Source organism: Bacillus sp. FSL K6-0042 (assembly GCF_038006685.1).
Classification (GTDB): Bacteria; Bacillota; Bacilli; order Bacillales; family Bacillaceae_G; genus Bacillus_A; species Bacillus_A pseudomycoides.
Genome location: NZ_JBBOVS010000002.1, coordinates 132052 through 148160, shown reverse-complemented (window position 1 = coordinate 148160; position 16109 = coordinate 132052). Strand labels below are relative to the sequence as shown.

The following is a 16109-nucleotide window of genomic DNA, read 5'->3' as shown; positions in this document are numbered from 1 at the left end:
TGGTATTATCCCCTTTAGGTAGACAGTGTAAAAAAGACCATGTGCACACATGGATGTTACACTATTACTTGGAGGGGATTTTTCATGACCAAAAAAGGCTCAACTTTTAATACATATTCAGAAGAATTAAAGTTATCAGCTGTTCAAAGTTATTTAAACGGAGAAGGAAGTTACAATATGATAAAGGAAAAATATCAGCTTAGAAGTTCTACCCAACTTAAAAATTGGGTGAAAAAATTTAAAGAATGTGGTGAGATTACAGATACTCGTGGGAAAAATAGTGGAATGAAAGGTATACCAAACCCTCTAAAAGGCAAACGTGTTCATTTCAACACTGTTGAAGAGGAACGTGACTACTATAAGGCTCAGGTTGAATATTTAAAAAAGCAGTATCCAAATCTGTAAATGGAGGCGTACTAAAATATAAAGAGAGATATCATATCATTGAATCATTAAAGAGAAAATTTCCAGTTATATGGCTTACTAAATTTGCGGGTGTACATCGTTCAAGTTACTATAAGTGGATTCATACAAAAAGTATGAAAAACATGCGACTAGAATCCGATCAACGATTAAAAAAGGTAATACAATCTATTCACGTAAAGCACAAGGAATATGGTTATCCACGTATGAAAATCGCTTTACAAGAAGAGGGTTATTTTATAAATCACAAAAAGGTATATCGCTTAATGAGTGAGCTCAACATTCAGTCTATTATTCGGAAGAAGCGTCGCTTCTTTAAAGGGAATTATTCCAATACTTTTCCAAATGTTTTAAACCGTGAATTCAAAGATCGCCAACAAAATGAAGCGCTTGTTACAGACATTACCTACCTACGATTTCAAGAGGGATTCCGCTATCTTTCTGTTGTACAAGATATTTATAATAACGAAGTTATTTCTTGGAAAATTTCCAAGCGCAATGATAATGAACTTGTATTAGATACAATTGAAATGTTGGCACAAAAAAGAGATGTGCGTGGAACCATTCTCCATTCAGATCAGGGATTCCAGTACACATCTCATGCCTACAACAAACGACTTTTTGATTTAGGTATCATTGGCAGCCACTCTCGCAAAGGAAACTGCCATGATAATGCCTGTATCGAATCGTTTTTCTCCCATTTTAAATCGGAGATGTTGTATTTGAATCATTTTAAAACAGAAGCGGATTTAATACAAGCAATTGAAGAATATATTTACTTTTATAACTATAAACGGTTCCAAAAACGACTCAACCATCGAGCTCCGATAGAATATCGAGTCTCGATGGCTGCTTAGTCTTTTTAATACTGTCTACTTGACAGGGATAAGACCACCTAAAGGTCTTTTTATTAGTTAGAAATCAATCTCTTCGTTATCTTCTTCAGAAATACCACCAAGTACTTCCTTAGCATCAATAATTTTACCTTCTTGGAGTACAGGCTCTTCCATTTTTAAATCTTCTTGTTTCTGTGTGGGAACAAATCCATTAGTAAGTAGAAGATCCAATTTATTTTCAACTGTATCTAAAAGATTTAATCTCTGTTCTACATGATCTAATTTCCGCAGTAGTTGCTCATAACGTTTTTCATTTTGTACCAGTTCAACAACAAATGCTGTTAATTGCCTACTATTAGCTTTTTCATTAAGAATCTTATATACATCGTCAGGCATATTATCAGCACGCAATGCCATTTTTCTATTTTTAGCCATTATCAGCACGTCCCTTTATTCTATGCTAACTGTCCCTTCATTTCATCAATTGCTTTTAATTCTAGCGCAGCTAGGTTAATTGTACGTGATGTTGGAGCAAATACTTCTTTCTCGTTATTTTGAATAATATCGTTCAAGAAGAAGTGATTGTTTTTAGCAGCTGTTTCAGACATATGATCCAATAAAGCAAGACGAATGTATGGTTCTAAAACTGGTGCTTCGCCTCCGATATAGATGAATTTCAATACTGTATTCGTACTAGATGGGATGAATACATCAAGAATTTTAGCAACTAAAATTCTTGCATATTCTTTTAGTGCTTCTACAATTTCAGCTGTGAAATCATATTCTTCACCAGTATTTTCATTCGATAGTACATACTTTTGTTCTTTATAATTATTAACAATAAATTTCTCTAATGTTCTTAGATCTTTAAAGTATTGAATCAATTTTTCTTTTCTAAAGCGTTCTAGGTATCCTAAGAATGGTTCAATATCGATAACTTGGAAAGAATCTCTGTGCTTAGGTGTAGTGAGCCCTTTACCTAATCGCACAGCATCTGTAGAACCGCCACCAATGTCAGTTAAAACCACTTCATAGTCATCGAATCTCTCGGATTCATATCGCTTTTCAATACTAATTACATTTGTATTCTGATCTTTTGAAACCATTTTATATTTTAAAGAATGTCTAGCAACTTCTGATTCATTTCTACATTTTGCTGAATTAACTGTAATAGTTAGTTCTCTTTCCATTCCTGGTGTTAACACTTTAACTTTATGTTCACCGATAAATCTTTCTTCCATTTTTTTATGGGCAATGCTAAATTTCTCTTCGCGTTTTAAAAGCCAAATTGGAAGCATCATACTCATGTTTTCAATTTCAACTTCATTATCTTCTTGCTCAGCGTTAAGAGCATGATAATATGCAATTGCTCCTAAAAAGCTTATGTAAGGGATAGGACTATTAATTTTATCGTGCATCTTATTTACATGAGAGTTTGCTAATTGATTATCTTCAGCTAATTGTCCAACTAAATAGAAAGATTCTTCACCATCAATTTCAGTAGAAATTAGTAATCTATCTAGTAAATCTTCTGGTCTAGAAATACGATCAACAAGTAAATCCTCAGCTTTTTTCTTTGAAATTTTAACTACATTCGTTGCAAGTTCAATATAATAACCATCAACCATGAAATTATTAAAACTATTTCCGAAATCCGCTACTTTTCTTCCGATTTTCATTTATAATTCCTCCTCCATACATTAAGTACGACTTAAGTACTACTTTTAATTATATTTTAGCACATTTAACCAAAAATAAGAACACCTTTTATAATAAGTGCGACTTTAATCGTACTTATTATTTAATTAACCTATACACTTAAAAAATTCAAAATAAACAAGGAAATACCTTCTTTCAAACGAATTAGACACATAACAATTAGATGCCGACATGTCGGACATAAATGATGATGAATAACAGTAAAACAACAACACGACCGACATAAATGATGATGAATAGCAGTAAAACAACAACATGACCGACATAAATGATGATCAATAACAATGCAATGACAACATGATCGACATCGATAACAACAAATGACGATGAGGCGGTGACAATGAAATGGATAGGGAAGAACCTTACAAGAAAACATATTCCCTTGCAGATATAGCAAGGATGCTTGGGAAGCCACGGACAACTCTTCAGGCATGGCGGGATCAATTCAAACCATATTTACCAACCGTCGCTGGGACGAAGGGGCGAACACTGAGATATGAACAGGAAGCATTAGAGCTTTTTAAATTAATTGCTAATATGAAAGATGCACAAGAGCCACCAGAGATAATAGAACGGATGTTAAAACAAAACGTAGATTATATTGTGGTAGAAGAGAGTGATGAAGACGACGAAATAACGAAGCCAATCATTCAGACAATGTATGAAAGTATGAAAGAGGTTTCTATATATTTTCAAGAACAAAAAGCCATGAACATGGAACTTTTAAAACGCATAGACCATTTAGAACAAACTAATCAAATGTTACTAAATAAGATTGATGAACAACAAAAGAATATTGATGGGAAAATAAATAACAGAGATCAACAGCTATTAGAAGTAGTTCGTGAAATACAAGAAACTAAGAAGCTAGTTGCATCTACTCAACAAGAGAAATCATGGTTCGCTAAATTATTTAAAAAATAACTTAAATAATACGTAAAAAAGCAGGGAAACTTGTATGTTTTTACAAGCTTCCCTACTTTTTTATGAATTTGATATGTCTCCTTAAATAATCACAGAAATAACAACTGATTTATTAAAAGTGATAAAGGTCTAATCCTTGTTGAATATAGAAGTAGTTGTGAATTTGGGATAGAATACTATATTTATTAAATCTTGTTTAAAAAATAAAACTATTATAAACATTAGAATCTATTTTAGGGATGTTAGGCTAACTATACCAAGCGATTCAAGATTTTATCTTAGTAAATTTCAAGGTTAATCTGTGAGTAAATGAGTGAATTTTCAGTTTTATATAAGTGTAAATTTCATAGCTGAATAGTCTAGAAAATGAGAAATAATTATAGGAACTGAGAGGTGTTTTGAATTTCTTTGTATCGAAGAAGGATAAGTTGCTTGGGGGTTATAAGAATACATGACAAATAGCCTTGCTAATTAATTTTTTTTGAGCAAGGCTAAGTTTTAGATGTTTTTTTATTAGGACTTTAGAACGCCCATTTTTTGTAAAACGGAATCCATTTTCTTGCTATTAAGCCAGTCTATAATTGGAAGTTTGCTTTCGTATTTTTGCTTGTGTTCCATATTAGTTAAGGCTTCTTTTGCTATGTAATCGTTACGCTCTTTTCTTTGCTTAGATTTTTCAGCGAACATTTTCATAAAATGAGCGGGATTACTTATTTCAGCTTGATTATATTCAAACCATTCAACGCATCTTTCAAAATCCCATCTTTGATAACGGTCAATTTTTTTCGACATTCTTAAGGCTATAGTATAAGCATCCTGTTCTGTTAAATATGTTACTGGTTGACTTGTTATATAGCGATATGCTTTTTTCTGATCTTTACTTAAATAATCATTTAAATCTTGTGATCTATCAGTAGTGTTTTGTGCAGTGTTATTTGGTTTTTCTAGTTCTTCAAAATTTAAAATATCTATGCCATTAGATAAAATATTCTTTTTCTCATGCTTGGATTCAACAGTTTTTTTAAAGAGCTTTTTCTTTAAAAATTTAGTGAAAGTAGAACATACATCAATTGCTACAGCCCATTTTACCTTGAAATATTCAATGATTTTTAAGTAATTGTTATGTAGAGTTAAAATGTAAATTGAAGGGGCAATTTTACCATGTCTTCGTACTTTAATTTGTTGGCATACTCCCAAGTCTTGTAACCAATTAAACACGTAGTTAATAATTGGTTTTGAAATACCTGATTTTTTGCTGATATGATCTTGCTTTACTTGAGAATACCCTTCTTGTACCAAATAGGATAAAACAGTTTCTAATGCCTCATATTTTCGTTTGGTAAGATAATCCTTTGTAGTAGCACCCTCATATTCTAGGACAATATTATCAATATAAGTAGTAACTTTCTTGATTGCTTGATTAATAGCCCCGGGTGTTTTGGATAAGTGTTTGATTCGGGGACTTAATTCGGTTTTTGCTCGACTGAGCAAAAAGTGGTTCTGGTGCAAAAATAAAATGAAAGAGCATATAGCTCATATATTTCTAGCGGAATTCTATTTTATGCTGTAAGCCCAAACAATCGATGGATGAATTTTTTCTGATTTTGAACAGACTGATGCCGTAAATCAATCTGTTCTTTTTTAATCATATGCATAGCCTCTACACCACTCAATATAAAGGTTGCTGTTTTAAATGACTTCAATCCCAACATAGAACGTACACGTTTCTTGATAAAACGATGATCTTGTTCCACTATATTATTGAGGTATTTCACTTGCCTAATTTGGATGCCTTCTGGCATCTTATTTTCTTCTTTTAGCTCCTCAATTGCTACTGGATAAGCTGGATTCTTATCAACTGTTATAACACGAGGCTTTGAAACATGAAAAGACCGCAAAGCTTTCTTGAAAAAGCGCTTTGCAGCCTTCTGATTTCTTGTTTTGCTTAGGCAAAAATCGATTGTATTTCCTTGCGAATCAACAGCACGATACAGATACATCCATTGACCTTTTACTTTAATATATGTTTCATCGACTCTCCAAGAGTCATTTGTTTGTTTGAGATAACGTCGGATCCGCTTATCCAATTCAGGGCCATATTGATGAACCCAGCGCATAATGGTTGTGTGAGAAATGGATAAACCCCGTTCCTCCATCATTTCTACCAGATCACGAAAACTGAGGTTATACCGTAGGTACCATCTTACAGTTAATAAAATAATATCAGGCTGATAATGCTTCCATTTGAATATATTTTCCTTTTCCATACCAATTACACACCCTCTTTAGATTAGTAGTATCAGTATGTCCAAGATTTATAGATTCATTGCAATTTTCCTAGCGTTTTTGCACCAGAACCAAAAATATGCATTTATTCGTTTCTTTAATAAGCTAACAACAATACTAAGAAATAACCACCATAGTATTGAACCTAAAAAAACTCCTAATACTAATATTAATTTTGCCCTTAAGTCAATATCTGAATTAGCTATTCCAACCCCTGAAAAGAGAGCAATAAAAGACAAAATTGTTACGGGGTTAGTTATTGTTAAAAAGAAAGTAGATATATATACCTTAATATTTTGTTCATTTTTACTTTTAGTAGCTGTATTTGAGGGTTTTGATTTATAAGTTTTAACACCCAAATAACCTAAAAAAATTCCGCCAATGAGTTGAAACCAAAATTGTTGATTAATCAAATAATTAGTTATCACTGTTAAGCTTAGACACGCAATTAAACCATATAAACCATCCGCTGTCGCAGCACCTAAACCTGACATAAATCCAACGAATCTCCCATTCTCAAGCGTTCTACGAATACATAAAATTCCGATAGGTCCTACAGGAGCCGCAATACTAAAACCAATGATAAGACCTTTGAGTAAGAATTCACTTATCATTTTCTCCTACCTCATCAATAAAAAACTTATCTTTTTGCAAAGGAATTTTAAATGTTTCTTTCGTTGTATCCATCACTATTGTTGTTTTTGTTCGAAGTACTCCCTGCAGACTTTTAATCTCATAGCTAATCACTCTGTCTAAATCCTTGGTATTACGACAACGAATTTTCAATAAATAATCATCATCCCCCGCAATATGATGGCATTCTTGTACCTCCTCCAAATTAGTAATAAGATGTAAGAATTCTTCTCTATATTTTGGTTTTTCTAATGAAACTGATACAAAAGCTGTACAATCTGTTCCTACATTTTCTCCATCTATCTTGGCTCCAATCTCTTTAATTACTCCATTACTAATCAAACGATTGACACGATCAGCAACTGCTGGTGAAGATAATCCAATGTGAGATGCCAATTCAGCCCAAGTAACTCTACCATTATTCATTATTGATTGTACAATTTTATAATCGTAAGAATCCAAGTCAATCAACCTTTATTTATAAACTTTTAATCATTTTAATATTTATTTAACAAAGAAACAAGTGGTATTTTCTTTAATAATGAAAAATAATATATATGTTAAAAACAGGGTTCTGGTGCAAAAACTCTAAAGCCCTTGCAAGTAATCTCCTAAACTTGGACAATACTAGTACTATAGATTTAGACTATAATCATTACCTACACCTTCATACGCATTAACCTTTGCAAAATCACTTAAAATCCTATGAATCTTTTCCATTTCTAAGCTCCTTCATCGATAATTAGGAAATAGGGTTCTGGTGCAAAAAATCTCTTAAATTTGGACATACTGATATTACTACTCTACAAAAGGTGTGTGATCAGTATGGAAAAGGAAAATTTGTTCAAATGGAAGCATTATCAGCCTGAACTAATCTTATTAACAGTAAGGTGGTACCTACGGTACAATTTGAGCTTTCGTAACCTGGTGGAAATGATGGAGGAAAGAGGATTATCAATTGCTCACACAACGATTATGCGTTGGGTTCATCAATATGGACCTCAATTAGAAGAGAAAGTACGACATCATCTTAAATCAACAAATGACTCGTGGAGAGTCGATGAAACTTATATTAAAGTAAAAGGGCAATGGATGTATTTATATCGTGCAGTCGATTCAGAAGGTAATACAATTGATTTTTATCTAAGTAAATCAAGAGATAAACAAGCAGCCAAGCGCTTTTTCAAGAAAGCCTTGGCTTTTTCGTACGTTTCTAAACCTCGCGTGATATCAGTAGATAAGAACCCTGCCTATCCTGTAGCGATTCAAGAGTTGAAAGAAGAGAAACATATGCCTGAAGGCATACAACTAAGGCAAGTTAGATATCTCAATAATATAGTGGAACAAGATCACCGTTTTATTAAGAAACGTGTGCGTGCTATCCCTTGGGAAATTTCTGTTCAATCTTATCATGTACTGATTCGATTTTTTCAGGCAACACAAATAAATATTCGATAAGGACTTCTGATAATTCTGTTAATAAATCTACTGTTTCATCATCAATTTCCTGTTGCAATTCAAGCATCCCATAAAGAGGACTGTCGGGATGAACGAGGTGGCCAATATCTTGAATCGGTTTAGTTAAATCGATATATTCTGGCAATTGCTCAAATTGCTGGGAAAGAGACTGCCCATTACTTTGCTCTCCAAGAAAATGTTTGAGGACACTTTCAAGAACTCGTTTTGACAGTACTGCAGCAGCAGAATTATCTTTTACATTTAAAGTAGAGCGATATGCCCTGACAAGGTCTATAGGGATATGTTTATTGCGTTCGAGCTGATCCAAAGGATTTCTTAAATCCGAAGGACTATAAATATAAACCTCTACTTCTACTTCTTCATTTATTCGATTCGGATAATCATTAAACATAATCACAAATTCTGATGGCTTTTGACATTCAAAACAAAGCCCTTCTGCGAATAATCCCCTTTTTGTAACTTGGTAAAAATTCGTTTTTAACGTAAATTCACTTGATTTACCGCATTTAGGACACTGACTTTTGACATTTTTCGGTACCTTTAAATACCCATACTGGGTATGAGACAAAATGGCCCCTGGCAATATTTTTCTCATTTAAACCTCCTAAAAACTCAACCCTAATACATAACTTATATAAATATTTCTGATAACTATTCAGTCACCTCATGAAGATATAAGATAGTTGGGGAAAATTACTAAAAAATATGTTTATCTGTTTTATCACAAGATGTAGTGGTATCACACATGTTTGTGTTGTAGCAAAAAAAATAGACCGACTTTTCGCCTATGAAACTCCTAAATTAAAGGTATAGCTGAGTAGTTATTATTCCTGTATAATTGATAATACAAATTTTTAAAGTTATACAAAAAGTATAACTTTAAACATCATAATTACAATCTATAATATATGGAAATGATGTTTTTTATTAGTAGAGTGTCACCATAAATACCCACATTTTAACAAACATATAAGGGCCACTTGGGTTCTGGTGCAAAAACTATAAAGCTCATGTAACGAATCTTCGAAACTTGGACATACTGATTGGTCTTACCCCCGTCAAGTAGACAGCTGTAAAAAAAGGCTTAGCCATCGAGATTCGATATTCAATCGGAGCTCGATGGCTAAGCCTTTTTTGGAATCGTTTGTAGTTGTAATGATGGATGTATGCTTCAATAGCTTGAATTAGTTCTTCCTTTGTTTGATAATAATTAAGATAAAATATTTCAGATTTAAAATGAGAGAAGAATGATTCAATGCAAGCATTGTCATGGCAGTTTCCTTTGCGGGAGTGGCAGCCCTCACCATTTAAATAACTTTTTACAACTTGTATCTTTAATTCCTCTGAATAAGTTTGAAATTTATCCCCTTTTTTCTATGGTCTAAAACATTTTTTTGAGACACCAGAGGTAATAATCCCTGGTTTTTTAATTAAAAAATAGGAATCTTAGTGCTTTGTTTAAGAATAAAAAATTGTAGCTGTTTTTATGGTTCCGGTGCAAGAAATTCAAGATACATGCAAGTAATCTCCTAACCTTGGACATACTGATAGTATTACTCTAGAAAAAGGTGTGTGATCGATATGGAAAAGGAAAATGTATTCAAATGGAAGCATTATCAGCCGGAACTAATCTTATTAACAGTAAGATGGTACCTACAGTACAATTTGAGCTTCCGTAACCTGGTGGAAATGATGGAGGAACGAGGCTTATCCATGGCTCACACAACGATTATGCGATGGGTTCATCAATATGGACCTCAATTAGAAGAGAAAGTACGACATCACCTTAAAACAACAAATGATTCATGGAGAGTCGATGAAACTTATATTAAAGTGAAAGGGCAATGGATGTATGTATATCGTGCCGTTGATTCAGAAGGGAATACCATTGATTTTTATCTAAGTAAATCAAGAGATAAACAAGCAGCCAAGCGCTTTTTCAAGAAAGCCTTGGCTGCTTCTCATATTTGTAAACCTCGTGTTATAACAGTAGACAAGAACCCGGCCTATCCCGTAGCGATTCAAGAGTTAAAAGAAGAGAAACATATGCCTGAAGGCATACAAATAAGGCAAGTTAAATATCTCAATAATATAGTGGAACAGGATCACCGTTTCATTAAGAAACGTGTACGTTCTATGTTAGGATTCAAATCGTATGAAACAGCCACTTCTATATTGAGCGGCGTCGAAGCCATGCATATGATGAAAAAAGGACAACTTAACCTACAGGTGAAGTCTGCTCAAAATGAAGTTGGGTTCATACATAAGTTATTTGGAATTGCATCATAATCTGTCATTGAATAGGCCATGTAGGTTCTATATCTCTATCAAATGGTTTTTGCACCAGAACCCATAAAAGTGTACATTTGGGATTGTTTCAAGATTTATAGGATATTATTCGAACATTTTGTGAAAAACAACAAAAAACATCACAAACTACTAGTATCAGGTATTAATTTCCTAGTGTTTATTAAAAACGCTGTGCTACAATAAGGATGCTTTAAAGGTACACTCTAAAAACAGTGATGAAATGGGGTCTTTACTTGAACTTTCCACAGTTAAAAATCGGTCATATGATACCAAAGGTTCCAATTATGCAAGGAGGTATGGGCGTAGGTATTTCATTAAGCAAACTTGCATCTGCTGTTGCAAATGCTGGAGGAATTGGGATTATCTCAGGAACTGGAATTTCCATCGATGAAATGAGACTACATATAAGGAAGGCAAAGGAAAAGGTACATAATGCCGGTTATATTGGAGTAAACGTTCTTTTCGCGATGAATGATTTTGCTGAAAAAATGAAAACGGCCATTGAAGAAAAAGTTGATTTCATCATATCAGGTGCTGGAATTTCAAGAGATATGTATACTTGGGGCAAAAAGGCCGGCATACCAGTTATTTCAATCGTTTCTTCAGCGAAGCTTGCTAAATTATCTGAACGTCTGGGTGCATCTGCAGTTGTTGTAGAAGGTTATGAAGCCGGGGGACACCTTGGAACCGAAAGACCTTTATTCGATATATTACCTGAAGTAGTTGCAGCGGTTAAAATTCCCGTAATTGCTGCTGGAGGAATTATGACCGGAAAAGATCTTGCTCGTGCCTTAAGTATGGGGGCCTCTGGAGTACAGATGGGGACAAGATTCGTTGCAAGTAATGAGTGTGACGCACCTTTATCATTTAAAGAAAAATATGTACATGCTCGCCCGGAAGATACTATACTGCTCAAAACAACTGTAGGTCTCCAAGGTCGTGCTATTAAGAATAACTTCACTGAACTGGTAGCTGATGATAAAAAGATAAAAATAAAAAAGTGCATTAATTGCCTAAAAAATTGTTCTTATCGTTTTTGTACGCTAGATTCTTTGATAACATCAATGGATGGTGATTGTGAGAATGGTCTTGTTTTTGCTGGCGCAAGAGTTCATGAAATCAAAGAGATTCTGCCAGTCAAAACAATCATCAACAATATCATGACAGAATATAAAGCTTGTATTTAAGCTAGAATTCACGTCTGATCCTCTTAAGAAGATGAACTTAAAATAGGTGCTTGCATCACAGATTGAATACAGAATATTCATACTTTAAGTTAATTCAAAAAATAGATATCTCAATCTTCTTTTAAAATTCGTAATACGGGTATGTCCGAGATGATTCTGTTGCAAAGTTTTTTACACATAGAGACATGGGAAGATTGTGGTCAAATTTTATGAAACCATTAATAAATTCTGTAATTCGTTATACGCCGAAGAGACGGAGTCTGATTGAAGACTTCGTCTTTGTTTGTATATGGCATGAAGCGTTTCTATCCCTTTTATCGTACGTGAGGCATGACGACGACTTTGAAATCCTAAGGAACGAGCGAAACGGCGCTTCACGTGTCGATGATCTTGTTCAATGAGATTATTGAGATATTTTGTTGTACAATGAAAGGTATTTTTGTAAAAGTCTATCCCCTGTAATTTTTTAAATGCGCAAATGTGGTTTAGAGTACTTTGCAACAGAACCTTCAGATTCATAATTATGTATTATTTGTACTAATCTTAATAGAAGAAACTCATTGAAAATGGAAGAGTAGAGAAATAACAGCTGTTATGTTTATGGAAATATTAGAGCTAAAGAAAAACACGTTTTATAAAATAATGAAGGAATATGAAGAAGAAAAGTAGCATCTCTCTTATAAGAAATGCTACTTCGCCCCCAGTTGTAAGAACACTGGTACTACCCCTATGTGAAATGTAGTAATTATTATTGTACTTGGACACAATTCATTTACTACAGTATTAAATATATCACTTACATCATGTATCTTTTATAAAGAAGTATGTCGAATTTAAGGATATTAGTTTCTTTATATGAAAAAGAAATATGGATGTTTTTGCCCAAATACCCGAAATGGGGGAATTAGCTTAATTTATTAGAAATAAATACATCATGTCAAAAAGTATACTTTATGACATGGCTATAAATCTAGAATTTTTCATTTCAAAAATACAACTTATTATTATTTGAAATGTGTCAATTAAAATGTATATGATTTGACATGTACATTTTAAAAAGAAGTTAAGATCCTTTATCTATAAGGATTTTGCTAATAGTTCGCTTGCTATTCCCCCATTTCGAGGGGATGGGCAAAGATACCCCATTCAGAAAGGTATTTAATGAAAGAGCAAAAGAATGGTCTGCTGGATTTATTGAGTATTATACAAATCAAGGGTATGCGAAAATGAAAGGCTATCACGGTTTAGACGGAACAATTAAAGTTTTAGAAGCAAGAAGTGATATTGAAAGAGAAATATTTGATATGTTAAATATAAAAAAGACAAAAATTGATAATTCACAGTATGAAGCTATCAAATATAAGTCAATGATAATTGAAAAATTGAAATTACTTGAATTTCTTGTACAGAGATAATAAAGTTGTTTAATTTACAATAAAGTCGTTTTAAACGACTTTATTAATTGTTTCGCTAAGACTGTAAAGAAGTGTACTTAAGCCAACGTGGCAATTTAGTCGGATGTAAAGTGTTATAATGTTATTAAAATTCAAGAAATGTAGGGTGGAAAATGAAAAGTATTAAAAGATTAATTCAAGTCATCTTAGTCAGTACATCATTCCTAATTCTTAGTGGATGTTATTTCCCTAAAGATGAACTGAATCAACCAATACAAGAATATTTAAAAACAAACTATGGAATACAAGGTGAGTTTTCTGTTATTCAGACAGATAATAATTGGTTTGAAGGGATTGACCATCAAACTTATGTAGAAATTAAAAAGCCATATCGTACTTATCCGTTCCTAATGATTGAAAGAGGTACTTTAAAAATTTTAAATGATGACAGTGACGATATCTATCTTGAACAATTCAAGGGTGCATATATTGAGCAACATCCAGAAGTAGTTCAAGTAATGAAACAGATCATAAAAAAATATGGGTTAGTAAAATATCCTAATAAAGCTGTCCCAGAAGAAAATGGTTCTATTCGTATATTTCCTTACGACAACATTGGGGTAAATGTAAATAATTATCAAGAGCTACTTGATAATTTTAAAAAGACCCAAAAGATAGATACTACTGAACTTTTACCTAAATTAATACCAAGTGACCTCCAAGGTAAAAATCGTAATGGCATGTATCTAGGTGTGGTGAATTTTCTATTTGAATTTGACATGAATAAAAATAAACATCCTATTCCAAAAGCCAAAGATCTAATTGAGGGCTTTCAAAAAAGTGGAGTATTAACAAAAGGAATATACAGTATCGAAATGAAAGTAAATGATTCAAATCCTGATCACTTTCCCCACTTTATAGAACCGGAATATAATAATATAGCTTTGTTTGAAGTCGATGGAAATGGTGAATATACTATAATTGCTACTCCTAAAAGTGAGGATTTAAGGGACACTTACTTTTATGGTGATTACGCAGCTGAAAAAAATATAAAATAGAACTTTAGGTTGAATTACTTAATTGGAATTGACTAAAAATACATGTGGTTCTACCCCACATCCATCAACTTAAGGATTTAGACTATTCTTGAAGTTAAAAGCACGTTACTATTCTCTTATGTTAATGAGAAAGGGTGACGTGCTTTTTATGAATATGCATCAAAAACAAGAGTTGTCTTTATTTGCCGAAGAGTTATATCGCTATATGTCTCCTGCTACACTTAATCAATTAGCTATAGAAGCAGGCGGAATGAAACGAAAACGTAAGTGCCATGGGCACCATTTTTTATCTTTGTGTGTATGGTTAAATCAACAAATCGCTACTACCTCTCTTACTCAACTTTGTAGTCAATTAGAAACTTCAACAGGAATTTTATTAAGTCCTGAGGGACTTAATCGGCGATTTAACTCGGCTTCTGTAGCCTTCTTTCGAACTGTATTTACTACACTTCTACAAGCTAAAATTGGGGGATTATCTAAGATTTCTCATGCTCTTTCTACTTACTTTGAGCGTATTCTTATCCTTGATTCTACAACATTTCAAGTGCCGGATCGATTTGCATCTACTTATCCTGGTGCCGGAGGATGTAGTCATAAAGCTGGTGTAAAAATTCAACTGGAGTATGACTTGTTGAGTGGAGAATTTTCTGATGTGAAAATTGAACCAGGAAAACGAAGTGATCAAGCGTATGGTGCGACTCGAACAGGTATGGCACAAAAGAATGAACTATATATTCGTGACTTAGGATATTTTCGTTTACAAGACTTTAAGTCTATTCAAGATAAGCAAGGATATTATTTATCACGTCTTAAGTTACCAACTAAGATATATAGAAAGGAATTCGAAACAGTCATATTTAAAACAAAACCCGCTCAACTGAGGCCGGTATATATACAAATTCATTTGGAAGACATTATGAACCAATTACAACCTGGCCAAGTGTATGAATTACATGATGTATATGTAGGGAGCAAAGACAAACTACCTACTCGCATTGTGGTTTATAAATGTACGGAGGAGCAAAAACAAAAACGCCTACGTGATCGAGCTATTCGTGAAAAGAAAAAAGGAATTACATATACAGAGCGTACGAAACTTTTACAAGGAATTACGGTATATATGACAAACATTCCTACGGAATGGGTACCAAAAGAGAAAATCTATGATTTATATTCACTACGTTGGCAAATTGAACTGTTATTTAAAATATGGAAATCCTGGTTTCAAATTCATCGTTGTAAATCTATTAAACAAGAGCGATTAGAATGTCATCTTTATGGACAACTCATTAGTATCCTATTATGTTCTTCTACAATGTTTAAGATGAGAGAACTCCTATTACGTAAGAAACAGAAAGAGCTAAGTGAATATAAAGCGATGTACATAATTAAAGATTATTTTTCACTTTTTCACCAAGCATTACACAAAAACACCCAAGAGCTATCAAAGGTTCTCCTTCGTCTGTTTAACCTCCTACAGCGCAACGGACGAAAATCTCATCGATACGAGAAAAAGACAGTCTTTGACATTTTGGGTGTTGTGTATGAGTATACCACTTCTACTCATCAGGTAGCATAGTAAAAAAATTCAAACCCGTCAGGGTTTATTTGATATGCCTACTTTTATAACATCTATAAACGATAATAAAATATTACGTGAAAAGACCCCATTTTGTATAAAAATATACCTTAAGTTGATGGATGTGTGGCGGTACCCCTGCATTCACTTTCTCCCTTAGTTTTCACCCTTGTATGTGGCAGAAAAAGCCTTAACGATTTAAAAAGAAAGAAGGTTGTAGATTGTTTTTCAATTTTTATACTACCGTGCGCGATAATATAAACAGACTGCAAAGCCTTCTG

The 16109-nt window shown here is 33.3% G+C and carries 16 protein-coding genes and 3 pseudogenes; 10 read left to right on the top strand and 9 right to left on the bottom strand.

The features are described from left to right. Positions 1-84: 84 nt before the first annotated feature. The gene (locus MHH45_RS28160) at positions 85-405 is read left to right on the top strand and encodes a transposase (RefSeq protein ID WP_420482308.1); all 321 of its coding nucleotides are present in this window, start codon (positions 85-87) and stop codon (positions 403-405) included. After that, complete coding sequence (locus MHH45_RS26300) at positions 375-1280, top strand: IS3 family transposase (protein WP_416076180.1); 906 nt, start codon at positions 375-377, stop codon at positions 1278-1280. The genes MHH45_RS28160 and MHH45_RS26300 overlap by 31 nt, the downstream gene beginning before the upstream one ends. A 57-nt stretch (positions 1281-1337) precedes the next feature. Here the strand turns inward: MHH45_RS26300 and MHH45_RS26295 are convergent, their stop codons facing one another. Together MHH45_RS26295 and MHH45_RS26290 are read right to left on the bottom strand one after the other, a co-directional pair. After that, positions 1338-1694, bottom strand: coding sequence for a hypothetical protein (locus MHH45_RS26295; RefSeq protein ID WP_018767644.1), 357 nt, complete (start codon positions 1692-1694; stop codon positions 1338-1340). 20 nt (positions 1695-1714) lie between these two features. Continuing rightward, on the bottom strand, positions 1715-2938 hold the full coding sequence (locus MHH45_RS26290) for a ParM/StbA family protein (protein ID WP_088094729.1): 1224 nt from the start codon (positions 2936-2938) through the stop codon (positions 1715-1717). 385 nt (positions 2939-3323) lie between these two features. On the opposite strand from MHH45_RS26290, the gene MHH45_RS26285 reads away from it, so the two are divergent. Next, positions 3324-3902 (top strand): DUF3967 domain-containing protein, encoded by a 579-nt coding sequence (locus MHH45_RS26285; RefSeq protein ID WP_018767642.1) that lies wholly within the window; start codon positions 3324-3326, stop codon positions 3900-3902. A gap of 513 nt (positions 3903-4415) precedes the next feature. On the opposite strand, the gene MHH45_RS26280 is transcribed toward MHH45_RS26285, so the two are convergent. From MHH45_RS26280 to MHH45_RS26265, 4 genes are read right to left on the bottom strand one after another with little or no spacing between them, the layout of a single operon-like run. After that, a complete protein-coding gene (locus MHH45_RS26280) occupies positions 4416-5411 on the bottom strand; it encodes a Replicase RepFR55 (RefSeq protein WP_353779004.1) in 996 nt (331 codons plus the stop codon). A 50-nt stretch (positions 5412-5461) separates the two neighbouring features. Next, positions 5462-6169: an IS6 family transposase gene (locus MHH45_RS26275; RefSeq protein ID WP_088094612.1), complete on the bottom strand. Its 708-nt coding sequence runs from the start codon at positions 6167-6169 to the stop codon at positions 5462-5464. Positions 6170-6217: 48 nt separating this feature from the next. After that, complete coding sequence (locus tag MHH45_RS26270; RefSeq protein ID WP_088094662.1) at positions 6218-6802, bottom strand: LysE family translocator; 585 nt, start codon at positions 6800-6802, stop codon at positions 6218-6220. Then, the gene (locus tag MHH45_RS26265; protein ID WP_016113415.1) at positions 6792-7283 is read right to left on the bottom strand and encodes an Lrp/AsnC family transcriptional regulator; all 492 of its coding nucleotides are present in this window, start codon (positions 7281-7283) and stop codon (positions 6792-6794) included. The genes MHH45_RS26270 and MHH45_RS26265 overlap by 11 nt, the downstream gene beginning before the upstream one ends. Before the next feature lie 363 nt (positions 7284-7646). Here MHH45_RS26265 and MHH45_RS26260 point away from each other — a divergent pair, with 363 nt between their 5' ends. Then, complete coding sequence (locus tag MHH45_RS26260; protein WP_140386114.1) at positions 7647-8279, top strand: IS6 family transposase; 633 nt, start codon at positions 7647-7649, stop codon at positions 8277-8279. Here the strand turns inward: MHH45_RS26260 and MHH45_RS26255 are convergent. Together MHH45_RS26255 and MHH45_RS28155 are read right to left on the bottom strand one after the other, a co-directional pair. Then, positions 8200-8895: a hypothetical protein gene (locus tag MHH45_RS26255; protein WP_088094663.1), complete on the bottom strand. Its 696-nt coding sequence runs from the start codon at positions 8893-8895 to the stop codon at positions 8200-8202. The genes MHH45_RS26260 and MHH45_RS26255 overlap by 80 nt on opposite strands. Positions 8896-9308: 413 nt before the next feature. Further along, complete coding sequence (locus MHH45_RS28155) at positions 9309-9632, bottom strand: IS3 family transposase (RefSeq protein ID WP_140386115.1); 324 nt, start codon at positions 9630-9632, stop codon at positions 9309-9311. Between the two features lie 249 nt (positions 9633-9881). Here MHH45_RS28155 and MHH45_RS26250 point away from each other — a divergent pair, with 249 nt between their 5' ends. Then, entirely contained in the window at positions 9882-10589 is a 708-nt protein-coding gene (locus MHH45_RS26250; RefSeq protein ID WP_088094664.1) for an IS6 family transposase, read from the top strand. A gap of 236 nt (positions 10590-10825) precedes the next feature. Continuing rightward, positions 10826-11797, top strand: coding sequence for an NAD(P)H-dependent flavin oxidoreductase (locus MHH45_RS26245; RefSeq protein WP_170927981.1), 972 nt, complete (start codon positions 10826-10828; stop codon positions 11795-11797). Positions 11798-12004: 207 nt separating this feature from the next. On the opposite strand, the pseudogene MHH45_RS26240 reads toward MHH45_RS26245, so the two are convergent. Then, positions 12005-12271 (bottom strand): annotated as a pseudogene (locus MHH45_RS26240) (DDE-type integrase/transposase/recombinase); the annotation flags it as partial. A 69-nt stretch (positions 12272-12340) separates the two neighbouring features. On the opposite strand from MHH45_RS26240, the pseudogene MHH45_RS26235 reads away from it, so the two are divergent. The 4 genes and pseudogenes from MHH45_RS26235 to MHH45_RS26220 all read left to right on the top strand — a co-directional run. After that, positions 12341-12466 (top strand): annotated as a pseudogene (locus tag MHH45_RS26235) (integrase); the annotation flags it as partial. A gap of 476 nt (positions 12467-12942) precedes the next feature. Next, positions 12943-13212 (top strand): annotated as a pseudogene (locus MHH45_RS26230) (hypothetical protein); the annotation flags it as partial. 152 nt (positions 13213-13364) lie between these two features. After that, entirely contained in the window at positions 13365-14249 is an 885-nt protein-coding gene (locus MHH45_RS26225; protein WP_088094667.1) for a hypothetical protein, read from the top strand. A gap of 148 nt (positions 14250-14397) precedes the next feature. Then, positions 14398-15828 (top strand): IS4 family transposase, encoded by a 1431-nt coding sequence (locus MHH45_RS26220; protein WP_051124587.1) that lies wholly within the window; start codon positions 14398-14400, stop codon positions 15826-15828. Positions 15829-16109 lie beyond the last annotated feature (281 nt).